Here is a 25258-nt window from a genome sequence, read left to right on the forward strand (position 1 = left end):
TCGCTGAACACAAAATATGTGAACACCACAAAATCTGTAGGAGCAAGGCTTGCCCGCGATGCTTTTTCAGGCTACTGGGACTATTGGCAAATCCAGAGTTTCACCACCGCTGAACCGCGCAAACGAGCCGCTGATGCTTTCATGCGGCACGCCTTTGGCCACATCACTGACGCCATCCAGGCGCACCAGTTGATCGGCACTCAACTGCACATTCAACGCGCCCAAGGTCGCATCCAGTTGCTCACGGGTGCGTGAGCCGAGAATCGGAATCAGCGCAGTGGTCGAACGCTTGGCTTTTTCCCGCAGCCAGGCGATGGCCACGTGGGTCGGACTGGTCGCCTGTTCTGCCGCAACGGCCAGCAGGGTGTCGAGCAGGGCGGTCTCACGGGCGCTTTTCTCGGCGTGAACCAGCATGCCCAGCTTGCTCGCGCGATTGTCGCCCTCACTGTTGCGGTACTTGCCGGTGAGGAAACCACCACCCAGCGGCGACCACAGAGTCGCGGCCAGACCGAGGGCTTCGGCCATCGGCAGTTGTTCGCGTTCGGCGGTGCGTTCGGCGAGGCTGTACTCGACCTGAATCGCCGCGATCGGTGCAAAACCGCGCACTTCGGCCAGCAGGTCGGCGCGGGCGATGCGCCACGCCGGGAAGTTCGACAGTCCGGCGTAATGGATCTTGCCGGCGCGTACCAGATCGTCGAATCCACGCAGGATTTCTTCCATCGGCGTCACGCCATCGCTCATGTGCGCCCAGAACAGATCGATGTGATCGGTTTTCAGTCGCTTCAGGCTTTCTTCCACGGCGCGAACCATGTTCTTGCGGTTGTTACCCGTGTGGGAAATGCCGGCGGCCGGGGTCGTGCCCAATGTGTATTTTGTGGCGATGACCAGACGATCGCGCTCGGCAGCGATGAACTCGCTGAGCATGGCTTCGGATTGGCCACCCTGATAGCCATTGGCGGTGTCGATGAAGTTACCGCCAGCCTCCAGGTAGCCGTCGAAAATGGCTTTGGCTTCGTCACGTTCCGCACCATGCCCCCAACCGGTGCCGAAGTTGCCGGCGCCCAGTGCCAGTTCGGATACACGCAAGCCGGTTTTACGGCCAAACACCTTGTAATGCATGGGAAGACTCCAGAAGGAAGCGTCGCGGTTAATTTAGATGATCTAAAACATTTATAAAATATGATGCCAGTCATTTAAATCGTCAAGGCGCATTTTTCTGCAACGCCAAAACCTCGACAAACGGGAGCATCGACTACTGCCAGTTTCTGACAGGGAGCTCTGCTAAGCTCCGACGAATTTTCCGCACAGAGCTGCCGATCGTGTCGCGAACCACCCGTTTACTGACGTTGTTGCAAGTGCTTCGCGGCAAAAGCCGTCCGGTGACGGCGGCGACGCTGGCCGGCGAACTGGAGATCTCCGAACGCACGCTGTACCGCGACATCGCGGAACTCACCGCACTGGGCGCGCCGATCTATGGCGAGGCGGGGATTGGCTACGTGCTGCGCAGTGGTCTGTTCCTGCCGCCGCTGATGCTCAACGCCGATGAAATCGAAGCCATTGTGTTGGGCTTGCGTTACGTGGATCAGCGCGGGGATGAGGTGCTGAGCAAAGCCGCCGCCGATGCCTTGGCCAAGATTGCCGCAGTGCTGGCGCCGGAAGCGCTGGACGCGCTGCACAACCCGACCGTCATGCCGGGACCGCCCGGTTATGGTTTCGCGCCGAATGCGGTGCCGTTGAATGTGTTCCGCCAAGCTACTCGCAACCAGGCCAAGTTGCACATCGATTACGCCGATGCCCAGCAAGTGCCCAGTCAACGGCTGATCTGGCCATTGGCGTTGGGATTTCTCAATGAAGTGCGAATCATCGTCGCCTGGTGCGAGTTGCGCAGCGCGTATCGCACCTTTCGCACCGACCGGATTTCCCAAGCGAGCGAGCAGGGTGAGCGTTATCCGGGGCGCCGCAGTGACCTGCTGCGCACCTGGCGCAAGCAGATGCAACTGGATGATGCCGGGCGTTTCACTCCTGACAAGAACTGACACAGCGCTGTTTTAGCATGGCTCCAGAATCAACAAACAAGGAGCTGTAACATGTCCAATCCCGCCTCTGCACTGGCGCCTGCCATCGCCGCCTACATTGCCGCCGCCAACGCTCGCGACACTTCGCGGATCGGCAGTTTCTTCGCCGAAGATGCCAATGTGTTCGATGAGGGCCAACACCGGATCGGCACCCGGTCCATCGCCCAATGGATGCAGGACACCGCGGAACGTTACCAGCCACGGGTCGAAGTGCTCGGCGTGCAACAGCGCACCGGCAAAGTGCTGGTCAATGGCCTGATTTCCGGCACGTTCCCCGGCAGCCCACTGGAACTGCGCTACATGTTTCGCCTGAATGAGCAGGGCAAGATCGCCCGGCTGGACATTTCACTGTAGCGGTCGCTGTCTGGTGGCATACTGCCGCGCATGAATGTCGACTCTCCCCTCAGCGCCTGGCAGCACGCCATCGAACAGAAGGGCTTCGTCCAGGACGAAGCTCAGGAACATGCCGTCTGGGCCTTGCAAAAATGCCATGAGGCGCTGCACGAAGGTCGCACGCCGATCAGTGGCGTGTATCTCTGGGGCCCGGTCGGGCGCGGCAAAACCTGGTTGATGGATCATTTTTACCAAAACCTGCGGGTGCCGGCGCGGCGTCAGCACTTTCACCATTTCATGGGTTGGGTGCATCAGCGCTCGTTTCAGTTGACCGGCACGGCCGACCCGTTGAAGGCGCTGGCCCGCGAACTCAGTGAAGAGGTGCGGGTGCTGTGTTTCGACGAGCTGTTCGTCAATGACATCGGTGACGCGATCATTCTCGGGCGTTTGTTCCAGGTGATGTTCGAGCAAGGCGTGGTTGTCGTCTGCACGTCCAATCTGCCCCCTGATCAGCTGTACGCCGACGGCTTCAACCGCGACCGTTTCATGCCTGCCATCGCTGCGATCAAACAGCACATGCAGGTGATCGCGGTGGACGGCGGCGAAGATCATCGCCTGCATCCGGGGCAGGGGTTGCAACGATATTGGGTGGCGGCGCCGGGGCAGCCCAGTGCGTTGGCAGACGTGTTCAAGCTTTTGACCGGTGGCCAAGCGGTTTCCAGCGAGCCAATCAAAGTCGGTTACCGTTCACTGCCGGTGGTGCAGGCCAGTCAAACCGTGCTTTGGTGCCGCTACGCCGATCTCTGCGAACAGCCGTTTGCCGCCATGGATTTCATGGCCCTGTGCGACACCTTCAGCGCTATCCTGTTGAGTGACGTGCCCAACCTCAGCGCGCAAACGCGGGCCGGACGCATCGCCCGTGGCACTGAAGACGCTGCTGTGCGGGTCGAGGCCGGTGACCGTGAACTGCCGCAGTTGTCGGTGCATGACGACGGTGTGCGACGTTTCATCGCCCTGGTGGACGAGTGCTACGACCGCAAAGTGCCGCTGTATCTTGAGGCGCAGGTGCCGATGGATGCGCTGTATACCGACGGCTATCTGGAATTCCCGTTCCGCCGCACCCTCAGTCGTTTGCAGGAAATGCAGCTGCAACGTTTCGCCGAGGTTTGATATCCAGGAGGACTGACCATGAATCAACCTCTTTCGCACCACTTGCTGACCATGGCTTACCAGAACGCCTGGGCCAATCACCGACTGGCCAAGGCCTGGAGTCAGTTGAGCCCGGATGATCTGGCGGCCCCTCGGGTCAGTTTCTTTCCCAGCATCCGCGCGACCCTCAACCACATCCTGACCTGTGACTGGTTCTACGTGGACGCCCTTGAGCGCGAATTGCGCGGTGATGAGCCGCATCCCGATTGCTTCGTGTTCTTCAAGGACGACGAGCCGTTCACATCAGCCCCCCACCTCAAGCGCGAGCAGGCGCAGGTCGACCGTCGTCTGATCGCCTACTGCGAGCAACTGCGCGATGCCGACCTGGGTAAAGTCGTGACCATCGCCCGGGACACGCCGCAGCACGACAGTCGCTTGCGCATGCTTTCGCATCTGTTGGAGCACCAGATTCATCATCGAGGTCAGGTTCACGCAATGCTCAGCGGCACCTCAGTCAAGCCGCCGCAACTGGACGAGTTTTTCTGTGCCGGTGAGGCGCACCTGCGGGCCGAGGATTTTGCCGAACTGGGGTGGACCGAAGCGTTGATCTGGGGACATTAGGATTAATCCGATTGTCGCCACAAAGCGCTCGCGCTATCGTCGTGCGGCCTTCCAGGGCGAACTGCGCGCTGGGGTCAATTAATGTTTTCGAGGATGGAAATGGATTCCGCAGAAATACTTGTACTGCAAGCCAGCTTCACCAATCCGGTGCATGCCGAGGCGATCGGGCTGGTGCTGAACAGTTACGCCCAAGACCCGATGGGCGGCGGCCACGCCTTGCCCGCCGACGTTCTGGAGCAGTTGCCGGGCGAGTTGGCCAAGCGTCCCCATGCGTTCAGCGTGCTGGCCTTTGTCAACGGCGAGCCGGCGGGGCTGATCAATTGTTTTGAAGGATTCTCGACCTTTGCCTGTCGGCCATTGGTCAACGTGCACGATGTGGCCGTGGTGCCAAAGTTTCGCGGATTGGGCCTGAGCCAGCGAATGTTACAAAAAGTCGAGGAAATCGCCCGCCAGCGCGGTTGCTGCAAAATCACCCTGGAAGTGCTGGAAGGTAATGCGGTGGCGCAGGCGTCATACGGCAAGTTCGGTTTTGCGCCTGGCGAGTTCGACCCGGCACATGGGCGCATGATGTTCTGGATCAAGCCACTTTAAGCGTTCTGTCGGAGCGAGCTTGCTCGCGAAAAAACCAATTACGCCGCGTTTAACCAGAATGCACGCGTCATCGTTGGCGATCATCGCGAGCAAGCTCGCTCCTACAGACAAGCAGTCAGAGGTGTAACAATCATTTCGGTCTGTAAGACTCGGTCATTTGCGCGGTTTGGTCGTCCGGGACGCGCAGTTCTTTCGCCTGTTCTGGCGTGATATTGCCCAGCGCCACTTGCTGGTTGTAATGCAGCGTTTCGTAGTAGTACCGCATCCGTTCGGCGCCGCCTTCGGCAAAGGCGCTGGCGGAGCCCAGCGTCATGAGGACGGCGAGGATCAACGTAGATCTTTTCATGGTGTGCCTCCCACTTACAGGTGTCGGATGCCTTTCGTCCATGAGTCTATGAATCAAAGTCGAGCCTCATTATCCGCCGATTCCGTTAAATGGGAATTAACATCGCCTAGAGTTTCCAGTCCAGGCTCAGGGTCACCGTGCGCGGGTCACCCCAATACACGCCGTTGTAGAAACCGACGTTGTCGTAGTACTTCTTGTCGAACAGGTTGTTGACGTTCAACGAGGCCGACAGGTGGTCGTCGAATTGATAGCGCGACATCAGATTGACCACGGTGTACGCGTCCTGCTCGATGTCCGTGCGCTCGGTGATCAGGCTGCCATTGGCGCGGCGCCCGACCGGGCGATTGGCCGCGCGGTAGACGTCGCTCTGCCAGTTCACCGCCGCACCCACGGTCAACGCCTGCCACTCGCCGGGCAGGTGATACGCCGTCGAGAAACGGAACATGTTCAGCGGTTGGTTGGTGTTGTTGCGCTGATCGTCGCCGTTGACCGAGTGCGTGTAGGTGTAACCGGCGGTCATGTTCCAGCCGCTCATGACTTCACCGGACAGCTCGGCTTCGAAGCCCTGTACCTTGTTGCCTTTGCCACCCGACTTATAGAACTCCTCGCCGGTGACCGGGTCCGGCGGCACCGAGTCGTCAAGTTCGGCAACGTTGTCCTGTTTGCTCCAGAACAGCGCGGTGGCCAGGTTCAGTCGCTCTTCCAGCAAGCTGCCCTTGAGGCCCAGTTCATAGTTGCTACCGACCACTGGCTCAAGGTATTTGCGGCTGCTGTCGCGCTCGGACTGCGGTTTGAAAATGTCGGTGTAGCTGACGTAAACGGTGTACTCCGGAGTGAGGTCGTATAGCAGGCCGGCGTAGGGCGTCCACATGTCGTTGTGTTGCTGGCTGCTGTGATCGACGCTGCTCAGTTGAAGGCTATCGTCATAGCTGTTGGTGGTGCTGGAGGCTTTCCAGCTGCCATAGCGGGTGCCGAGTACCGCATGCAGTTCATCGGTCAGGTTCAGGCGCGTGGCCAGGTAACCCGCCTTTTGCCGGGTGTAGTCCCTGGCGCCGGTCAGGCTGGTAACGGTGTCGGGGAACCTGGCGATGTTGCCCATGTATTTCCAGTCGGGGACATTTTCGTAATCGGCCGCTCGCGGGCCGTCCACCGTGTACGGCGATTCTTCACTGCGCTCGGCCTCGCCATACCCGACCATCAATTCGTGTTCGCGACCCAGCAGCGAGTACGGGCCGGAGACGTTGAAGTCATAAGCCTTCATTTTCTGCGTGCCGATCATATGGCTGACGTTGGCGACCATGCCGCTGCGATCAGCGTTCGGGAAGCCGCCACCGCCGTAATAGATCTTGCCGTCGGTGTCACTTTCGCGATGGGTATACGCCGCTTTGAACTGCCAACCGCCGCCCAAGTGGTGATCGAGGTTGGCGAACACGGTTTTGTCCTTGAGCGGCCAGGAGCTCCAGGACGTCGCCATGTTGGTCGAACGCCCGAGGTTGGCCTTGCTGCCGTCGGAGTTCCAGTACGGCACGGTGCCCCAGGATGTGCCTTGCACGTGTTTGTTCTGATAGTCGTAACCCACCGCCAACACCGTGTCGTCGGTGAGGTCTGCTTCGAGGACCCCGTAACCGACTTCCCGCTGCTGCTGGTATTTGTCCCGGTACGAATCGCTGTCGCGATAGGCCACAACGCCGCGTCCGCGCAGGCGTCCGTCGAAGGCCAGTGGGCCGCCGACATCGAGGTAGCTGTAGTAATCGTCATAGCTGCCGCCGCTGACCCCGGTCTTGGTTTCCCACTGCGAAGTCGGGCGTTTGCGCACCATGTTGATGGTGGCCGATGGATCGCCGGCGCCGGTGGTCAACCCGGTTGCGCCGCGGACCACTTCGATGCGGTCGTAGATGATGGTGTCGGAATCGGACTTCATGTAGCTGAAGGTATTCAACATCCCGTCGATCTGGAAATTGTTGATCGAGTAACCACGGGAGGAATAGCTGACCCGGTCCGAGTCATTGTGCTGGACCACCACGCCGGCGGTCTGGCTCATCGCTTCGGACAGCGTGCCGAGCTTGAAATCGTCCATTTGCTGACGAGTGACCACCGACACCGATTGCGGAGTTTCCTTGATCGACAGGTTCAGGCGGGTGGCCGTGCTCATGGAACCGGTGGTGTAGGAGTCGGTGTTTTCAGTGGTGCTGCCCAGGTTCTGGGCGGTGACGCTGGTGGCGCCGAGCATGAGCGTGGGCGCCAATGGCGCTGTGTCTTTCTCGGTGTCAGCCAGCAAATCCGGGCTCAGTGCGGCACCGCACAGGCCAAGGGTAAAAGTCATGGAACGGGTGATAGGCGCGAACATCGCAGCCGACTCCTTGTCGTCGAGGGAAAAATTCCGTTTGTTCAAAGACGAAGGAGGGGAGAGGGATTTAGGGTTAAACGAGAATAATTATTATCTTTGAGGGATTTGCTGGTCGCAAACATGCGTGTAGGAGCAAGGCTTGCCCGCGATGGGGCCGGTACATCCAACATTTTTGTTGGCTGACCTGACGCAATCGCGAGCAAGCTTTGCTCCTACAGACTCACTGCTGTACGACTTCTGCTACCGCCGTCTTCGGCTTGATCAAACTGAAATCAATCAGCGGCCGCTGCTGCCGTTCGTAAGGGTTGCCGATCATCAATGGTCGTGGCTTGAAGCTGTCGCTGACCAGGCTCTTGCTGTGATCGAGTTCGTCGAAGCTCAGGCCTGCCAGATCCGCCCAGGTGTGGATCAGATGCGAGCTGCTGTACGGCCGGCTCAAGTCACCGGCAAAGCTCCAGTCGTGGGTTTCACGCCACTTCGGTGAAGCCCAGGCCATGAACGGAATGGTGTACATCGGCGCGGTCGGTTTGCTCTCGTTACGGCCGAGGGTGTTATGGCCTACGGAGTCGAACACGTCCTCACCGTGGTCGGAGAGGTACAGCAGGAAACCGTTCGGATCAGTCTTGGCATAGTCCTTGATCAGGCTCGAGACCACGAAGTCGTTGTACAGCACCGCGTTGTCGTAGCTGTTGTACGTGGGCAGTTGATCGTCACGCACGCCGGCCGGAACGCCATTGCGGTCCTTGAACTTGTCGAAGGTCGAAGGGTAGCGGTACTGATAGCTCATGTGCGTGCCGAGCAAATGCACCACGATCAGCTTGCGCGGCGCCGCGTCGGCCAGGGCTTTGTTGAACGGCTCGATCACGTCGCCATCGTACTGGGCGGCGTTCTGGTTGCGGTTGTTGTTGAGGTACACCTGCTCGTCGGCCTGTTGGGAGAAGGTCGTGAGCATGGTGTTGCGCTTGGTCATGGTCTGCTGGTTGGTAATCCAGAAGGTCTTGTAACCGGCCTGTTTCATCATGCTAACCAGCGATGGTGTTGACAGGTACAGTTCGGGGTTGTCTTCGTCGGCGAAGGTCAGCACCTGCTGCAACGCCTCGATGGTGTAGGGGCGCGGCGTGATGACGTTGTCGAAGACCGTCAGTTGATCCTTGAGTTTGTCCAGTTCCGGCGTGGTTTCACGCGGATAGCCGTAGAGGCTCATGCGCTGACGGTTGGTGGACTCGCCGATCACCAGCACCAGGGTCGACGGCTGGTTAACCATCGAATCCTTGAGATTGTGCAGCGGCGGGATCGTGCTGGCGCTGTTCAGCATTTCCTGCATGCCGGCCAAAGTGTCGAGATAGCGGTGATAGGCCACGGCCATCTGCCATGGCACTGCCGGCTCGATGCGGGTTTCGAATTTCTCGAAGCCACTGGCAAAGCTGCCGGTGCGCAGGGTTTGCTTGATCAGCGGATAACCGATCACGGCAACCAGAATTGCGGTTGCGGCCACCAGCGCCCGACCGCGCGGCATGTACACCGGGCGCAAGCGGGTCCAGAGGAACCAGGCGAATGCGGTATGCGCGATAAACGCGACCACCATCCACCAGGCAAAGTACTGCGTCATGTACTCACCGGCTTCAGACACGTTCGATTCGAACATGATGAAAATGACGCTTTGCGAAAATTCCTGCTGGTAGATGAAGAAGTAGCCGAGGCTGGCCATGGAGCAGGCCCAGAGCACCACACCGATCACTGCGGCCAGCAAACGCGTGCGTTTGGGGAACAACAGCATCGGTGCCAGCCAGATCGCGCTCATCACAAACGCCTGGCGGAACCCGGTAAAACCGGAGGTGCCTGTCAGTTGAATCAGCAGTTGGGTGATGCCGGAAAAATACCAGAAGAACAGGAACAACCAGAGAAACCCTGCCCAATCGAAACCTTTCGCAGACATTTCGCTGCGTTTAAACCAAGCCATTCAATGCTCCAGCCAATGATCATTCCACCGCCAGACCACCAAAGTCGCCGACGAACGGGAGGCGCGCGCATACCGAGCGGCCACAATGAACCGGAGTATCAATAAGGGGATGTGAAAACTTCGTGAGTTGCCGGAATCGGCGAAGGGCTAAGGCAAGCGGAAACAGCTCGGGGCTGTTTCCGATTCAGGCGAGGAAGTCAGGCGAGGAAGTCAGGCGTGAGGGGCGCGCTGGGTCACGGGTAAGGGCTGTTGCCCCTGGATCAGCAGGCGCAACTGCGCCAGTTCCTGTTTCAACTGGTCGCGCTCGTCTTTCAACTGGCGCAATTCGTCACGACGGATTGTGACGTAAAGGGTTTGTGCTGGCAGTGCGGTGTGTACTGTGCCCATTGCTCACCTCGCAAATGGCGTGTCTCAACTGTAGAACCGCCTGAAATCGGCGGTATCTCTACTATCGGCGCCAATTTTGATTTCTTTTGCCCGTGAAGGGAACTTTTTTATTTTTCATGGTCGTTGTGTCTTCGGTACGATTCCCGACGTTGTCCATCTGGATCGGGCACAATGCCCGGAAACTTCACGCCAACGCTCTGGACTAACCCTCATTAGTCGCGTTGGGCTATAACCATTGACACACATTTATTTGTAGTAGGGAGCATCAGCACATGCAACTCGGGATTATTGGACTGGGCCGCATGGGCGGAAATATTGCGCGACGCCTGATGCTCAACGGGCATACCACCGTTGTGTACGACCGCAATACCGCCTTCGTCGAAACCTTGACCCAAGAGGGTGCCACCGGCGTAGCCGATTTGCCGGCGCTGGTCGCTGGCCTGGCCAAGCCGCGCGCGGTGTGGGTCATGTTGCCGGCAGGCACACCGACCGAAGACACCATCGACACCCTGAGCACCTTGCTCGAAGCCGGCGATACCATCATCGACGGCGGCAACACGTTCTACAAGGACGATATCCGCCGGGCGAAGACCCTCTCGGAGAAGGGCCTGCACTACGTGGACGTCGGCACTTCCGGTGGCGTCTGGGGCCTGGAACGCGGCTATTGCATGATGATCGGCGGTGATGCCGAAAACGTTAAGCGTCTTGATCCGCTGTTCAAAAGCCTGGCACCGGGCATGGGCGACATTCCGCGTACCAAGGACCGCAAGTCTGACGATGAGCGCGCCGAGCATGGCTACATTCATGCCGGCCCAGCGGGCGCCGGGCATTTCGTCAAGATGATCCACAACGGCATCGAATACGGAATGATGCAGGCCTTCGCCGAGGGCTTCGATATCCTCAAGACCAAAAACAGCGAGAGCCTGCCACAAGAGCAGCGTTTTGACCTGAACGTTGCCGACATCGCCGAAGTCTGGCGCCGTGGCAGCGTGGTGTCCTCCTGGTTGCTCGACCTGACCGCCGACGCGCTGGCCGGCGACCCGAAACTCGACGGTTTCTCCGGCTCCGTGGCCGATAGCGGTGAAGGTCAATGGACCATCGAAGCCGCGATGGAGCAAGCCGTGCCGGTGCCGGTGCTGTCGAACTCGCTGTTCTCCCGCTATCGTTCCCGTGGCCAAGGCACCTTTGGCGACAAGATTCTTTCGGCCCAGCGCTTCGGTTTCGGCGGCCATGTGGAGACACCGAAAAAATGACCCATGCGATCCGCAGAAAATCCAAGACTGAACCCGCACCACCCACCACGCTGTTTCTGTTCGGCGCCCACGGTGATCTGGTCAAGCGCCTGCTGATGCCGGCGCTGTACAACCTCAAGCGCGACGGTTTACTCGGGGATGGACTGCGGATCATCGGCGTTGACCACAACGCCATCAGCGATGAAGGCTTCGCGACGAAACTCGAAGACTTCATTCGCAACGAGGTGGCCACCAAGGTCGGCAAGGGCGATCAGTCGCTTGATCCAGACTTGTGGGCTCAACTCGCAAAAAACATCAGCTACGTCCAGGGCGACTTCCTGGACGACAGCACTTATCAAGCGCTGGCGGCGAAAATCGCCGACAGCGGCACAGGCAATGCGGTGTTCTACCTGGCCACCGCGCCGCGTTTCTTCAGTGAAGTCGTGCGGCGTCTCGGCACTTCCGGTCTGCTGGAAGAAACGCCCGAGGCGTTCAGAAGGGTGGTGATCGAAAAGCCTTTCGGCTCCGACCTGCCAACTGCAGAAGCCTTGAACGCTTGCCTGCTCAAGGTCATGACCGAGAAACAGATCTATCGCATCGATCATTACCTGGGCAAGGAAACGGTGCAGAATATCCTGGTCAGCCGTTTCTCCAACAGCTTGTTCGAAGCGTTCTGGAACAACCACTACATCGACCACGTGCAGATCACCGCCGCCGAAACCGTCGGCGTGGAAACCCGTGGCAGTTTCTACGAACACACCGGCGCCCTGCGAGACATGGTGCCCAATCACCTGTTCCAGTTGCTGGCGATGGTTGCGATGGAGCCACCGGCCGCTTTTGGCGCCGATGCGGTGCGTGGTGAGAAGGCCAAGGTTGTCGGTGCGATTCGTCCCTGGTCGGTCGAGGAAGCGCGGGCCAATTCGGTACGCGGCCAGTACGCTGCTGGCGAGATCGACGGCAAACCTTTGCCGGGTTATCGCCAGGAAGAAAAGGTCGCGCCTGACAGCAACACTGAAACTTATGTCGCGCTCAAGGTGATGATCGATAACTGGCGCTGGGTCGGCGTGCCGTTTTACCTGCGCACCGGCAAACGCATGAGCGTGCGCGACACCGAGATCGTCATCTGTTTCAAACCCGCACCGTATGCGCAGTTCCGCGATACGGAAGTCGATGAACTGCAGCCGACTTATCTGCGCATCCAGATCCAGCCCAACGAAGGCATGTGGTTCGACCTGCTGGCCAAGCGGCCGGGCCAGACCCTGAAGATGGATAACATCGAACTGGGTTTCGCCTACAAGGATTTCTTCGAGATGCAGCCGTCCACCGGCTACGAAACCCTGATCTACGATTGTCTGACCGGTGATCAGACGCTGTTCCAGCGTGCCGACAACATTGAAAACGGCTGGCGTGCGGTGCAGCCGTTCCTCGATGCCTGGCAACAGGATGCCACGGTGCAGCTTTACGCCGCCGGTGAAAACGGGCCTGAGGCCGCTGAAGAGTTGCTGACTCGCGATGGTCGCGTCTGGCACGGCCTCGGATGAGTGAACCTGTCCGCTTTCTACTAAGTGACATGGACGGCACTTTGTTGCTGCCCGATCACAGCCTCAGCCAGCGCACCATCGACGCGGTCCGTTCATTGCGTGAGGCCGGAGTGCTGTTCAGCCTGGCCACGGGGCGACCGCCCAAGGCGATGTTGCAGACGATCGAAGCCTTGGGCGTCGACCTGCCGACGGCAGCATTCAACGGCGGCACTATCGTCCATCCCGATGGCAGTTTCCTGGTCGCGCATTACTTGCCGGCCACGGCGGCACTGACCACGTTGGCGCTGTTCGCCGATCAACCGGACGTCGAGGTTTGGGTGTTCAGTGGCGGCGATTGGCTGGTGAAAGACCCGAACGGTCCCATGGTGCCGCGTGAACAGCATGGGCTCGGATATCCGCCCGTGGTGGTCGAGAGCTTCGAGCCGTATCTGTTGCGCATCGACAAGATCGTCGCGGCCAGCAACAACACCGAGCTGCTGATTGAACTGGAGGCGCAGCTGTTGCCGAAAGTCGACGATCAGGCCCAGGTTTCGCGTTCACAACCGGTTTACCTGGACGTGACTGCAATGAAAGCCAACAAGGGCGAAGCGTTGGCGACGCTGGCGGCGTTCCTCGGAGTACCGTTGCAGCAAACCGCCGCCATGGGCGATGGCGGCAACGACCCGGCGATGTTTCATGTGGCGGGATTGTCGATTGCCATGGGGCAGGCGGAAGAAGCGGTGAAGCGTCAGGCGGATGTGGTGACGGGCACCAATGCCGAAGATGGCGCTGCTCAGGCAATTGAGCGCTACATCCTGAAACGCTGAACTCTATGTAGGAGCTGCTGCAGGCTGCGATTTTTTGATCTTTTGAAAAGCAAAATCAAAAGATCGCAGCCTGCGGCAGCTCCTACAGTTAATAGCCGGTTACAGCCAGTAACTCACGGCATACCAGCCCAAAATCCCCATCACCACGGTGTACGGCACCGCCATCCACACCATCCGTCCGTAGGACAAACGAATCAGCGGCGCAATCGCCGACGTCAGCAAGAACAGGAACGCCGCCTGACCATTCGGCGTGGCCACGCTCGGCAGGTTGGTGCCGGTGTTAATCGCAATGGCCAATGTCTCGAAATGTTCGCGGGTCATTTCACCGGCAAGGAAGGCGCGCTTGACTTCGGTGATGTAGATGGTCGCTACGAACACGTTGTCACTGATAGCCGAGAGCAGGCCGTTGGCGATGAACAGCATGCCTGGTTGTTGATCGGCCGGCAGGGCCAGGACCCACTGGATCAATGGCGTGAACAGGTGTTGATCGTGAATCACCGCCACCACGGCGAAAAACACCACCAGCAACGCGGTGAACGGCATGGCATCCTTGAATGCGGTGCCGAGGCGATGTTCGTCAGTGATGCCGGTGAACGCAGTAATCAACACAATCACCATCAAACCGATCAGACCCACCTCGGCAACATGGAATGCCAGTGCGATGATCAGAATCAGCGCAGCCACGCCTTGTACGATGAGCGCGGCACGTTGACGCGAAGTACGCTCGGCATTGTCTTCGTCAGCATAGTTGGCCAGCACGGTGCGTACGTTGTCCGGCAGCAGCGTGCCGTAACCGAACCAGCGCACCTTCTCCAGAATGACGCAGGTCACCAGACCCGCCACCAGCACTGGCAAGGACACCGGAGCGACCTTCAGAAAGAACTCGGAAAAGTGCCAGCCCATCTCGTGGCCGATCAGCAGGTTCTGCGGTTCGCCTACCAGCGTGCAAACGCCACCCAGTGCGGTGCCGACTGCGCCGTGCATCAGCAGGCTGCGCAGGAAAGCGCGGAACTGATCCAGGTCGCCATGATGCAGCGTAGGCAAACTCTGGTCATCGCCATACTCGCTGTCCTGACGCGGATCGGTGCCGGAGGCGACGCGGTGATACACCGAGTAGAAACCCACGGCGGCGCTGATGATCACGGCGGTGACGGTCAATGCATCGAGAAACGCCGACAGGAACGCCGACAAAAAGCAGAACATCAACGCCAGTAGCGCCTTGGAGCGAACGCCGAGCAGCAGGCGCGAGAACAGAAACAACAGCAGGTCTTTCATGAAGTAGATGCCCGCCACCATGAACATCAGCAGCAGGATCACCGGGAAGTTGTGCAGCAGCTCGTCATAGAGCGCTTGAGGTGTGGTCATTTTCAGCAACAGCGCTTCGACCAGCAATAAACCACCCGGCATCAACGGATAACATTTGAGCGCCATGGCCAGGGTAAAAATGAACTCCAGCACCAACAGCCAACCCGCTGCCACTGGCCCCACAGCCCATAAAACCAGGGCATTGAGAATGAGGAAGCCGACGATACAGGCCTTATACCAACGGGGTGAGTTGCCGAGAAAGTTATGCGCGAACGCCTGGGCCATGGAACCGGACATCGGCTACTCCTTATCTTTAGAAGCGCGCAAGTTGCCGTAACCGGAACAGAAGATCAAGTGCAGGAAAAATCTATCTTGCTAACCCATATAGCGTGCGACGACGGCCCGATAGTTGCCATCTAATGAGTAGCCGCCAACAACGATGTTTCCATCAGGCTGAACAGCCACTGAAGTTGCCGTATCGAGACTGCGTCCCAGGCGTGTACGAATCCATCCGGTGCCGTCGCCAAATTCGCAGTCGAGTTGTCCATCAGCCAGGTATCGGCCAAGAATGAAATCGGCCTCGACACCACCAATGGTTGCTCCGGCCGTGACCACGCTGCCATCCGGTTGTACCTGGGCGGCGGTCCATTGGCAGCCGCTGCGGCCGATTTCCAGCAATTGTGACAGACCGCCATTACAGTGAATGTCTGGCCGGCCATTGCTGTGCACCCTTAGTGAAAGGCAGCGCATGGGATCACGGCTACTGCCAAGACACTGTATGTCGCCGTTGTCTTGCTGGACGATCTGGCTGACCTGAGCACTTTGACCCTGGGCCTTGAAACTCATGAAGCCATCCACGGCAAAACGCTCATCAAGGCTGCCATCAGCATGATAACGAGCCAGTAAACCTTCTTCGGGGAAGTTGATCGAGCCGCCTACCAGAATCCGACCATCCGGTTGCAGCATCAGCGTACTGAGCCAAGTGTTCATCAACAAATGACGGACGATGACGAAGCCGAGGCCATTGAAAGTCATGTCCAGCGAGCCATCGCTATCCAGCCGTATAAGCAGGCCGGTATGGTCCGCCAGTTCGAAGTGATGATTGGCAATCAACAGGATTCGACCGTCCTCTTGAATGCTGGCATCGCAGGCTTCGGCTCCTGGTACACCCGGCGGCAGCCAGGCATCACGAACTCCGTGGGACAGATTGCCTGGCAAGCGCACGACACAACGGCCGTTGTCGCCAAAGCGTTGAACCGGGCAGCCTTGTGGGTCAAACAGCGCCAGTGCGGGGAGTGTGCGGTGAGCATTTTCGTAGTGCAGGCCAACGATCAGAATGTGGCCGTCGGGCAGCACCTTGACCTTGCCGGCCATGGCTTCGAAGCCAGGCTCGAAGTGCCCGATAACGCTGCCTTGTTTGCCGAATGCCAAGTCCGCCGAACCGTCCTCCAGCAACCGGGCCAGCCCGAAGCGGCTGCCGTCCGGCATGCCGACCTTGGCCGCGACCAACAGGCGACCTTGCGGGTCGATGGTGACGCCGTTGGCCATGCTTGAAACGCTGCCGGCGAAGTACACCTGGGTTTTGCCATCGTTGGCGAAGCTACTATCGAGGATCCCGGCGTTACTGAAGGTTGTCGGGAAGGCCAGAACGGACTGGGTTGACATGCACGCATCTCCTTGCGAGTCGTCTTTGTCCAGAAGTTGGGATGGCGACTTTATAGGAAGAACATTCAATCCCTGAATGCGCGAATGCACAACTGACATAACTAACAGGCGGAGAGTCGTTGTGTGCCACAACAGTGTCTTTTCGAACCAATGGCAAGCGTGCAAAGAATTCAGTGCGCGCTAGTTCAAATAATGAAGTGTTGCAAGTGTTGGTGGTCGTTAAACCAGGCAACTAACGACAGTGGGTGGAGGGCGCGGATTACTCCGGAGTAATCCGCAAAACGATCAGTGCGGCATCGACCACGATTGCAGCTTGTAGCCTTCCTTGCTCAACTCTTCACGAGCTTGTTCCAGCAAGCGCTCAAGCTGCTCGGGGTCGGTGTAGGCGCTGCTTGGAATCTGCTTGCGGCCTATACTGTTGTTGGTGCGGTCGATCACGGTCAGGCTGAGTTCGCCGTTGCCGTCCTGTGGCGCCCAGGCCACGCATTGGAAAGGCTGGAATGCGCGGTCGGCAATCAAAAGAGCTTCGTTGATGCGGAGCGGGGCGTTCATGGGATGTTCTCTCTGTATGCCCAATCAAGTGATGTGCCGACGGTTGGGCTTACCGCTCGGCTGGTTACTTGTACTGATGCCCGCAACCGGGGTTCAGGTCACACACAAACAAAAGAAATTTCAACTTTCTTTCAAAGACACGCTACAAGACTCTGTTTTGAAAGCTGAATGAAAGACTGGACTCGTTAGGTAACTAACAAAACTTTTTCTTATAACTATTTAAGCAACAACCCTATAGTCAAACGGTACAAGGCCACGTCAAATTCTTGCTAATGTTACAGCCAGGTCCGCCAAATGACTGTTTTTAATAATATTTCCTAGAATTTGGCGCCAAGGAACAGTCATGAGCGAAGCGCCTGCTTTACGACGTCTATTAGTGGTTGATCCCTGTGACGACTGCCATCGTTTATTACCGGGATTACGCTCTGTGGGTTGGGATGTTGACAGCTGTTCACTGGAACACGCTGCCGACCGAACCTGCGATGTGGGCTTGTTACGCTTGCAGCCTTTTCACCTGGAGCGCCCGGATGCCGTCAAAGAGCTGATCAGCCGCAGCGGCACCGAGTGGATTGCCGTTCTCACGCAGGATGTCCTGCGTTTGCAGAATGTTGGCGACTTTGTTTGCGAATGGTTTTTCGACTTCCATACCTTGCCGTTCGATGTGTCACGGGTCCAGGTCACACTGGGCCGGGCCTTCGGCATGGCGCGCCTGCGCGGGCAGGGCACGGTGCACATTGATCAGCCCGAACATGAGTTGCTGGGCGACAGCAAGCCGATACGCGAGTTGCGTAAGTTGCTGAGCAAATTGGCACCCACTGAGTCTCCGATTTTGATTCGCGGTGAAAGCGGCACCGGTAAAGAATTGGTGGCTCGCACACTGCACCGGCAATCCCAGCGTCACAGTAAACCCTTTGTCGCGATCAACTGCGGCGCGATTCCCGAGCACCTGATCCAGTCTGAACTCTTTGGCCACGAGAAAGGTGCCTTTACCGGCGCCCATCAACGCAAGGTCGGGCGGATCGAAGCGGCCAATGGTGGAACACTGTTTCTTGATGAAATCGGTGATCTGCCCTTGGAGCTACAGGCCAACCTGTTGCGTTTTCTCCAGGAAAAACACATCGAGCGGGTGGGCGGCAGTCAGCCGATTCCGGTGGATGTGCGGGTTCTGGCGGCAACCCACGTCGACCTTGAGGCCGCGATAGAGAAAAAACGCTTTCGCGAAGATCTCTATTACCGTTTGAACGTGCTGCAAGTCGTGACAGCGCCATTGCGTGAACGTCACGGCGACTTGTCGATGCTGGCCAACCACTTCTCCCATTTCTACAGCCATGAAACCGGCCGTCGTCCGCGCAGTTTCAGCGAAGACGCGTTGATCGCCATGGGCAAGCATGACTGGCCGGGCAATGTTCGTGAACTGGCCAACCGCGTACGCCGCGGGCTGGTACTGGCCGAAGGACGGCAGATCGAGGCGCGCGACCTGGGGCTGATCAGCCAGCAGGCCGTCGCCACGCCGATGGGCACGCTGGAAGACTACAAGACCCGGGCCGAACGCCAGGCGTTGTGCGATGTGCTGAACCGACACAGTGACAACCTGAGCGTCGCCGCCAAAGTCTTGGGTGTGTCGCGGCCGACGTTCTATCGGTTGCTGCACAAACATCAGATCCGCTGAACACAACACAACAAAAAGCCCCGCTGCGATGATGTCGCAGCGGGGCTTTTTATCGTGGGTCAGAAGTAGTACGGGAATTTCAGGCTGAACTGGAAGTCCGGGGCATCGTCCGTCATACCGATGGACAGGTTGGGTACGATCGTCAGGTTATCCGTAGCGGCAATGGTCATGCCGATGTTGAAGTAGCCGGCGTTGGCGTCGCTGGAAGTGACAGACTCCCAATCCCCGCCATCCTGTTTGATTTTGCTCTTGCGTTGCACCACGTCAGACACCGAGAACGACATACTCATCTTTTCGTTCAGGGCGAACGCAATACCGGCACCAAGCTGGAAGCTGTCGCCGATATCCACTTTGCCGGGGTTTTCCTGGCCGACCGTCGAGCTGATGTCGTCGAAGGACTCCTCAAAGTTATGGGTGTACGACAGGCTGCCGAACAGCACGGCCGGATCGTACGTTTTGACCAGAGAGATGCCCGGTGTGATCGACCAGACGCCATTACCGGTAGGCAGCGTGTCAGGCACGAACAGGTTGGAGTTGGCGTCCACCTGGCGCAGCTTGATGCCGAACGGGTCTTTGCCGGTAGGCGCCTTGACACGCAAGGTGACCACGGCATCCGGTGTGTTGACCGACTCGTCGAGGAACTTATAGGCAATACCGAAGTTGACGTCGCCGATCTCCGGATCGCGGGTCACGGTTTCTTCGGTCGTCACGCCTGCGGAACCACCATTGCCGCCGCCTGACTGGTAAGTGGATTCGCGATAGACCACCGGCACGTTCAGGTCAAACTGCCACCGATTGTTGAAGTTGTAGCGACCGGTCAGGTCAAGCGTCCAGGTATCTGCCTTGATCCGGTCAAGGTTGATGTTGCCCAGAAAGATCGAGTCCAGTGCGAGGAATCCGTTAAGGATCAGCTGGCGGGTGTCGTACCGGGAGTAGGTCAGCCCGGTTTCCACGCTGAATTTGCCGCCGCCGAAGAATCCGCTGGCTTCGTCATAAAGGTTGGAAACGCTTTGTGCCGGTTGAGAATCATCTGCCAGCGACTGTCCATAGGAACTGCCGCCCCCGGCCGCGCCCCCTGAAGCGGCTGCGGCGCCAGTGCCGACCGCAACTTGCGAGTTGCCTTTCATGTCTGCCGGCGACTTGGCCAGGCGTTTTGGAGGAGGAGATGCCGGTTGTTCTTCTACCTGGCGGACCCGTTGTTCAAGTACCGCCAGGGCTTTTTGTTGTACTTCGTATCGTTGCTTCAACTCCAGAAGTTCCTGTTTCAGAAGCTCTACTTCCGCATCCGGTGCTGCTTGCACCATCACCGCTGGGAACAGAGTGCTCAAACATACAACTGCACGCAGTGACACTGATCGATACATGAATTAAGCCGTCCCTTGTAATGCCCAATGGTCGAGACTCAGCGTAGTTCAATATCCCAAGGTGCGAAGGGCGGCGAGTTGATTCAGGTTGCAGTCCAATGCGCCGGCACTTGGGCCATTATTATTGAGGACAACATTGAGCTGGGTGAGGTTACTGACCATGTTGCTATTGCCCAACAAACGGGTGTTTTGCAGAAGGCCGCCCTGGGCGACCTGTTGCATGGCCGAACCTTGATTGTTATTGGCCTGAATGGCCATTTGCACGCCGCCATTGGTTGCGGAAACCGCGATGCTGCCTGCAGCATTGCTGCCGGTAATGGTTTGGCCGGCCATCAATGCCTGACCTTGGGCGGGTACCAGTGCCGGGGCCGAGTTGGCTTCTTTTACATCGATAGCGATGTTGTTGTAAGCGCTGTTGCCGTCACCTGCGGCGCGTACGCTCTGGGTGATGCCTTGCGTGCCATTCAAGCCTGCGCCGCCAACCACGCTGCCGGTGCCTTGTTGAGAAGAACCGCCGTTACCGGACTGGCTGTACGTTGACACGTAGAATTCGGGTTTGACCGTTGCGGCCTGGATCTGCATGGAGGTAGTCGCCCCTATCAGATCGCCACTGGCGTTGCGCCAGGTACTGCTCATTACAACACCGAAGCTGATGATCCGTCCTGGCATGACATACCGGCCACGCAGTTCGGCAAGCTCCTGATCCTTGATTTCGATGGGTTTGAATCCGTTGGCAAAACCTGAGGTGCTCGCTACCAGACAGGCGGCGGCCACCCAATATGAGGTTTTCATTTGCTGCTCCCGGAGCATCCTGCTCCCTATCATCTAGTTGGCGATTAAAAGAAGTCGCTCTGTATGAAACCAAAGTCCATCAATTCAGCATCTTTGACCGGGTTGAAGTTATCCAGCTTGTTCTTGGCTGTCAGCGGTTCCGGTGGGCTGCGTAGTGCATTGGTTTTTTCGTAGCCGGGACCAACGATAGCGAAGACAATTCCGTTCCAACCTTTGACAAAGTCATCATGGGAGTAGCGTTTGTGACCGAGTACCGGGTCGCCGATGTAGACCCAGTTCTTGTCAGCACGCTGCAACACCACGAAGTGCTTGTAGCCGCGAACTTCCGTCAGTACCACCACCGGAATCGTTACTGCGTCGAGCTTTTCAGGTGGGATCTTGTAGCCCCGGGCACGCATGCCGATGCTTTCTATGTAGCGCTTCATGTCCAGCATGGAGAAACCTTGCGTACGGACAAGGTCCTGGTCTGCATTGACCAGCATGCCTTTGATGATGTGCTCTTCATCGACGTCGAGCCAATAGGCCTGGCGCAAAATCGTTGCCAGTGCGGCGGCGCCGCAGCTGAAATCGGTTTTCTGTTCGACGATGTTGCTGAACTTGCGCTCACGCAGACTCTGTACCTGCTTATAGATGAGTGTGCCGCCAGGAAGGGCAGCCACTGACATCTGTGCGGCCTCGGTCAGGCCAGACAGGCAGAGGAGGGCGATGAGTGCAGTCTTACGCATGATCGATACGCCTTTGCGGACTGAGGAAAAGCCCCGTTGCCGGGGCTTTCATTTCGATCGCGATTACAGGCAGGCTCTGCAACCTGCAGCGATGGACAGCGAGTTGCTTTGTTGGTTGCCTACACCAGACGATACGTTGGCGCCGCCGTTGCCGGAGAAGCCATTCATCGAGTTGGTCATTGTAGCAGTGTTGGTTACAGGGTTTTTCCAGCCGTTTGGAGTCATCACTTGTTGGGTGGTTACACCAGCCAGGCCGAACACGCCCACAGCAACGAAATCGGACGTGGTATCGCCGTTGCCGCCATGGTTGCCGCCACCATGATTACCGCCACCGTTGTTGCCGCCACGGTCATTGTTGTGGTTGTTGCCACCACCATGGTTGCCGCCACCGTGATTGTCGCCTTCGGTAGTCGCAGTGCCTGCCGCTACGAATACGCCAGCAGCGTTAAAGGTACCCACGAGGGTATCTTTGGTGTAAGCCTGAGTAGCGGCGTTGGTGACAGACAGGCCGGTGGACGATTGGTTGGCCGCAGCAGCAGCTTGTGCTACACGGCCGCCCGATACGGCGATGGCCAGGTTGTTTTTCTGTTGGTTGAAGTTGCCGGAGGTTACGTTGATGCCGATGTTGCCGGAGCCGTTGTTGCCGGCGTTGTTCAGGGACGCGGCGTTGGTGTTGGACGAGTTCACAACGGTGTTGCCACCATTGAGTTGAGTAGCGCTCGAGGCGGCGACAGCGGTGCCGAAGATGAAGCTTTCGTCGGCAGTGGCCAGAGCGGCGGCGTTATCTTGTTGGTTGCCGTCGCCGGCTGCAACGTTGGCGCCCATGTTGCCGTTGGAGCCGTTCAGCGAGCTATCCACTGCAGCACCATTTTTGGTGCCTTGGTTCAGGACTGCGTTGCCGGAGCTGCTTTGCTGATCCATGACGGTGGCCCCAGCACCGGCGGTGATCGACAGAATTTGTTCCAGAGTTGGGCCTTTAGGCTGGTTGTTACCATGCCCGTTGCCGTGACCATTGCCATGACCGTGATCATCATCACGACCGCCTGCTTGTGCTGCGATTGCCATCACTGCTGCGAGAGCGAAAACCAGTGGTTTTAAGGCCATTGTAGGTTTCATGGTGTTTCTCCGTGCTTATTAGTTGGTTAAGTGTTGGTACTTTCCAATCGCACTGCGTTTGGGTCAGTCAGCGACCCGGATGCTCAGGGTGTTAGCCATTCGGTTCCCCACCCCGGCACTCTGGTTCACCTGAATCACTCCTCGGCTGCCGGTGAAGGCCTGGTCGCTTGTCACGACCTGGCGACTGCCGGTTGGGGTGCCAGTTGCTCCTGAGCTTGGTAGCAACGCCACGTTCTGTTGAGAAAGGGCGCTATCGTCAACGGCTTGCGGCGCAGCACTGATGCTGATGCGCATGGCGTTGGCCATCTGGTTGTTGGCCCCGGCGCTCTGGTTGACGCCCAGTACACCGTTGCCATTACTGAAAGAAGTGCCGCCGATGGTGGCCGTCGCGTTCATCGACGGATTGGCGGGCGTATTGAGTTTTTGGTTAACAATGGTGGTCGCCCCGGCTTCGGTGCCGATGGCAATTGCACGAACGTTGGCCTGTTGCTGTTGATCACCGGCGGCCTGGTTGATGTTGAAGTTGCCTCTGTATTGGGTGCCGGAATCTTGAAGGGTGGCGTTGTTGACCGAGCTGATTCCCGAGTCGGCCATGGCGCTGGCACAGCCGAGCAGGGCAAGAAAAAGGACGGAACGATTCATGTCATTGACCTCCAGCCAGTCTGCCCAGAGGGGCGAGGCCGGAACTCATTGCGCGGTTGATGGTGCCTGAAATAGCGTTGCCACTGCCGCCCTGATGGCCGGAGCCCATGCCGGGCATACCGTTAGGGTTGGTGACCGTATTCAAGCCTTGAAAGCCAGGACTGTTTTTATTGATGTTGTTGACAGCGATGGATTTGCCGCTGGCGATGTTTGCGAAGTCGCCATCGCTCAGCTCGGTGCTATTGAGTACCGAGGTCACTCGTGCTGAAGGATTGGCATTGACGGTGGTAGGGTTTGGGTCCTTGCCGCCATCGCGACCGAAATGCACGGCCTGGACATCGCGAGTCAAAACGATTGTGCCGTCGCCTTCGGCCTGGGCATTGAACGTGAGTACCGACGTTGCGGCACTTCCTATCAGCAGTAGGCAGGTCATGCCTTTTTTGAAAGTCCCCACGGTGCAATTCCTTCTTCTTGTGGGCTGGCCCTGGTCAGCGTTGTGAAGGAGAGAGCGAAAGCTGTGCCGCTTTTACAAAACTGTTGAAATTCAAGCGCTTGCAGATTTTGTCCGGGAAGGAGAGTTTTCGGATGTTTCAACGCTGAGACAACACAAAGGGCTTTCAGCCAGCCAAAGCGCTTGCGATGCTCTAGAACAATGGTTTGCGAGGACGTGTTTCAATGGGTTAACAACCAGGGCCGGAACATGGCACGGGTGCTGAAACAGGCGGTTTGCGGCAGGGAGTGTGTTTCACAATCGGACACTTTCCCCCAAAACAGGGGAAAACGCTGGGTGAGTCTCCCCAGAATCAGGGGCAGGGCGTGAGCAGCCTCGATACGGCTTCGAAGGCATGAGCCCGACGGTCAGCCCAGTTGCCGCGCAGAATTTCAAAGGTTTTTTGGTGCTGCTCCAGCCAAGTCAGGGTGTCGTTGAAAAATGCCTGGCGCTCTACAAGGGTGGGTTGGCAGCGCTGGCCATCATTCGTCCAGGCGACATTTTCCGGTGACAGCAATAGATGCAAGTCGTACTGCCGGGCCAGCAGTGCCCGCTCGATCCAGGGCGGGCAATCGCCAAACAACGTCCGGCTCCAGAGTATGTTGCTCAACAAGTGAGTATCAAGGATCAGCAGTTCTGGCTGCCGGGCGCGGGCCTCGTCCTCCCAGCGCAACTGGCCGCGGGCGATGTCCGTGATATCGGCAAGGCAGGTGTCACGCTGTTCCTGCTCGATGAACCAGCGCACGTACTCGCTCACCAGTTCCCCACCGAAATGCGCTTGCAGCTCGGCCGACAACCAACTCTTGCCGCTGGATTCAGGGCCGGTAAGCACCAGGACCTTCATGTGCGCAACGCCGGGGCGGTACGCCATTCACGCCAGCCTTGCACGGCGAGCAACAGGAACAAGCCGTACAAAGCGGCGGTCAGGTACATCCCTTTGTAGACGAACAGCCCGACGAAAATTACATCCACGACGATCCACAATGGCCAGCATTGAACGCGCTTCTGTGCCATCCACAGCTGCGCCACCAGGCTGAAACCGGTAAGGGCTGCATCGAGCCAGGGTTGCGCGGCGTCGGTCCAGTGCGCCATGGCCGCGCCCAGCATCAAGCTGCCAGCGGCACCGACGAGCAGACCGAACATCACCGATTGGCCGTCGAGCCGGGTCACTTCGCGCCCTTGTCGCGCATCGCCTGCACGGGTCCATTGCCACCATCCGTAGATCTGCAGAGCCGCGTAGATCACTTGCAGCAACATGTCCGAATACAGCTTCACTTCGAAAAAGATCCAGCTGTAAATCAGCACCATGACCAGACCGATTGGCCAGCACCAGGGGTTCTGCTTGACCGTCAACCAGACGGCAATGACACCGAGGGTGGCGGCAAACAGTTCAAGCCCGGACATGGAGGTTCCTTGGGGAAATCGAATTTGGGGGGCGGATTGTACCGGCAGGTGCTGCCAAGTAGAACCGGCATGCGCGTTGTAGCAGCTGCCGAGCTTGCGAGGCTGCGTTCGGCTGCGTAGCGGCCGTGAAATCAGGCACCGAATTG

General features: G+C 58.2%; 25 protein-coding genes. 9 read left to right on the forward strand and 16 right to left on the reverse strand.

Annotated features, from left to right (window positions below; translation table 11 throughout):
- Positions 1-66 precede the first annotated feature (66 nt).
- Positions 67-1119: an aldo/keto reductase gene (locus ACM110_RS05070; RefSeq protein WP_416126869.1), complete on the reverse strand. Its 1053-nt coding sequence runs from the start codon at positions 1117-1119 to the stop codon at positions 67-69.
- 200 nt (positions 1120-1319) lie between these two features.
- Here ACM110_RS05070 and ACM110_RS05075 point away from each other — a divergent pair, with 200 nt between their 5' ends.
- The 5 genes from ACM110_RS05075 (at position 1320) to ACM110_RS05095 (ending at position 4769) form a co-directional block, all read left to right on the forward strand.
- Positions 1320-2036 (forward strand): helix-turn-helix transcriptional regulator, encoded by a 717-nt coding sequence (locus tag ACM110_RS05075; protein WP_416126870.1) that lies wholly within the window; start codon positions 1320-1322, stop codon positions 2034-2036.
- Positions 2037-2087: 51 nt separating this feature from the next.
- Positions 2088-2429 carry a nuclear transport factor 2 family protein gene (locus ACM110_RS05080; protein WP_416126871.1) on the forward strand — a complete coding sequence of 114 codons (342 nt, stop codon included), beginning with the start codon at positions 2088-2090 and terminating at the stop codon, positions 2427-2429.
- Positions 2430-2459: 30 nt separating this feature from the next.
- Positions 2460-3578: a cell division protein ZapE gene (gene zapE, locus ACM110_RS05085; RefSeq protein WP_416126872.1), complete on the forward strand. Its 1119-nt coding sequence runs from the start codon at positions 2460-2462 to the stop codon at positions 3576-3578.
- Between the two features lie 18 nt (positions 3579-3596).
- Positions 3597-4178, forward strand: a complete 582-nt coding sequence (locus ACM110_RS05090) for a DinB family protein (protein WP_416126873.1) — start codon at positions 3597-3599, stop codon at positions 4176-4178.
- A gap of 99 nt (positions 4179-4277) precedes the next feature.
- Positions 4278-4769, forward strand: a complete 492-nt coding sequence (locus ACM110_RS05095; protein ID WP_338580753.1) for a GNAT family N-acetyltransferase — start codon at positions 4278-4280, stop codon at positions 4767-4769.
- Between the two features lie 130 nt (positions 4770-4899).
- Here ACM110_RS05095 and ACM110_RS05100 read toward each other — a convergent pair whose 3' ends face one another.
- The 4 genes from ACM110_RS05100 to ACM110_RS05115 all read right to left on the reverse strand — a co-directional run bounded on the left by ACM110_RS05100 (position 4900) and on the right by ACM110_RS05115 (position 9809).
- Positions 4900-5115: a hypothetical protein gene (locus ACM110_RS05100; protein WP_272602236.1), complete on the reverse strand. Its 216-nt coding sequence runs from the start codon at positions 5113-5115 to the stop codon at positions 4900-4902.
- A gap of 106 nt (positions 5116-5221) precedes the next feature.
- Complete coding sequence (locus tag ACM110_RS05105; RefSeq protein ID WP_416126874.1) at positions 5222-7462, reverse strand: TonB-dependent siderophore receptor; 2241 nt, start codon at positions 7460-7462, stop codon at positions 5222-5224.
- Positions 7463-7682: 220 nt separating this feature from the next.
- Positions 7683-9422 carry a phosphoethanolamine transferase CptA gene (locus ACM110_RS05110; RefSeq protein WP_416126875.1) on the reverse strand — a complete coding sequence of 580 codons (1740 nt, stop codon included), beginning with the start codon at positions 9420-9422 and terminating at the stop codon, positions 7683-7685.
- Between the two features lie 210 nt (positions 9423-9632).
- On the reverse strand, positions 9633-9809 hold the full coding sequence (locus ACM110_RS05115; protein WP_175645467.1) for a DUF6026 family protein: 177 nt from the start codon (positions 9807-9809) through the stop codon (positions 9633-9635).
- A 272-nt stretch (positions 9810-10081) separates the two neighbouring features.
- Between ACM110_RS05115 and gnd the strand changes: the two genes are divergently transcribed.
- From gnd to ACM110_RS05130, 3 genes are read left to right on the forward strand one after another with little or no spacing between them, the layout of a single operon-like run.
- A complete protein-coding gene (gene gnd, locus ACM110_RS05120; RefSeq protein WP_416126876.1) occupies positions 10082-11062 on the forward strand; it encodes a phosphogluconate dehydrogenase (NAD(+)-dependent, decarboxylating) in 981 nt (326 codons plus the stop codon).
- The gene (zwf, locus tag ACM110_RS05125; protein ID WP_416126877.1) at positions 11059-12582 is read left to right on the forward strand and encodes a glucose-6-phosphate dehydrogenase; all 1524 of its coding nucleotides are present in this window, start codon (positions 11059-11061) and stop codon (positions 12580-12582) included. The genes gnd and zwf overlap by 4 nt, the downstream gene beginning before the upstream one ends.
- Positions 12579-13388: an HAD family hydrolase gene (locus tag ACM110_RS05130; protein WP_416126878.1), complete on the forward strand. Its 810-nt coding sequence runs from the start codon at positions 12579-12581 to the stop codon at positions 13386-13388. Before zwf ends, ACM110_RS05130 begins: the two co-directional genes overlap by 4 nt.
- A gap of 99 nt (positions 13389-13487) precedes the next feature.
- Here ACM110_RS05130 and nhaB read toward each other — a convergent pair whose 3' ends face one another.
- From nhaB to ACM110_RS05145, 3 genes are all read right to left on the reverse strand, one after another.
- The gene (gene nhaB / locus ACM110_RS05135) at positions 13488-14990 is read right to left on the reverse strand and encodes a sodium/proton antiporter NhaB (protein WP_416126879.1); all 1503 of its coding nucleotides are present in this window, start codon (positions 14988-14990) and stop codon (positions 13488-13490) included.
- 78 nt (positions 14991-15068) lie between these two features.
- Positions 15069-16358 carry a hypothetical protein gene (locus ACM110_RS05140; protein ID WP_416126880.1) on the reverse strand — a complete coding sequence of 430 codons (1290 nt, stop codon included), beginning with the start codon at positions 16356-16358 and terminating at the stop codon, positions 15069-15071.
- Positions 16359-16643: 285 nt separating this feature from the next.
- Positions 16644-16910, reverse strand: a complete 267-nt coding sequence (locus ACM110_RS05145) for a hypothetical protein (protein ID WP_416126881.1) — start codon at positions 16908-16910, stop codon at positions 16644-16646.
- 343 nt (positions 16911-17253) lie between these two features.
- Here ACM110_RS05145 and ACM110_RS05150 point away from each other — a divergent pair, with 343 nt between their 5' ends.
- Positions 17254-18579: a sigma-54 dependent transcriptional regulator gene (locus ACM110_RS05150; RefSeq protein WP_338580765.1), complete on the forward strand. Its 1326-nt coding sequence runs from the start codon at positions 17254-17256 to the stop codon at positions 18577-18579.
- 59 nt (positions 18580-18638) lie between these two features.
- On the opposite strand, the gene ACM110_RS05155 is transcribed toward ACM110_RS05150, so the two are convergent.
- The 8 genes from ACM110_RS05155 to pnuC form a co-directional block, all read right to left on the reverse strand.
- Positions 18639-19943, reverse strand: coding sequence for a hypothetical protein (locus ACM110_RS05155; protein WP_416126882.1), 1305 nt, complete (start codon positions 19941-19943; stop codon positions 18639-18641).
- Positions 19944-19991: 48 nt separating this feature from the next.
- Complete coding sequence (locus ACM110_RS05160) at positions 19992-20753, reverse strand: hypothetical protein (protein ID WP_338580767.1); 762 nt, start codon at positions 20751-20753, stop codon at positions 19992-19994.
- A gap of 26 nt (positions 20754-20779) precedes the next feature.
- Positions 20780-21460: a C39 family peptidase gene (locus tag ACM110_RS05165; protein WP_416126883.1), complete on the reverse strand. Its 681-nt coding sequence runs from the start codon at positions 21458-21460 to the stop codon at positions 20780-20782.
- Between the two features lie 63 nt (positions 21461-21523).
- Complete coding sequence (locus tag ACM110_RS05170) at positions 21524-22576, reverse strand: heme utilization protein (RefSeq protein ID WP_416126884.1); 1053 nt, start codon at positions 22574-22576, stop codon at positions 21524-21526.
- A gap of 63 nt (positions 22577-22639) precedes the next feature.
- A complete protein-coding gene (locus ACM110_RS05175; RefSeq protein ID WP_338580770.1) occupies positions 22640-23218 on the reverse strand; it encodes an adhesin in 579 nt (192 codons plus the stop codon).
- A gap of 1 nt (position 23219) precedes the next feature.
- Positions 23220-23672, reverse strand: coding sequence for a hypothetical protein (locus ACM110_RS05180; RefSeq protein WP_416126885.1), 453 nt, complete (start codon positions 23670-23672; stop codon positions 23220-23222).
- A gap of 349 nt (positions 23673-24021) precedes the next feature.
- Complete coding sequence (locus ACM110_RS05185; protein WP_416127033.1) at positions 24022-24552, reverse strand: AAA family ATPase; 531 nt, start codon at positions 24550-24552, stop codon at positions 24022-24024.
- Positions 24549-25112, reverse strand: coding sequence for a nicotinamide riboside transporter PnuC (pnuC, locus tag ACM110_RS05190; RefSeq protein ID WP_338580772.1), 564 nt, complete (start codon positions 25110-25112; stop codon positions 24549-24551). The genes ACM110_RS05185 and pnuC overlap by 4 nt, the downstream gene beginning before the upstream one ends.
- Positions 25113-25258 lie beyond the last annotated feature (146 nt).

This window comes from Pseudomonas sp. NFX98, assembly GCF_047784845.1.
Classification (GTDB): Bacteria; Pseudomonadota; Gammaproteobacteria; order Pseudomonadales; family Pseudomonadaceae; genus Aquipseudomonas.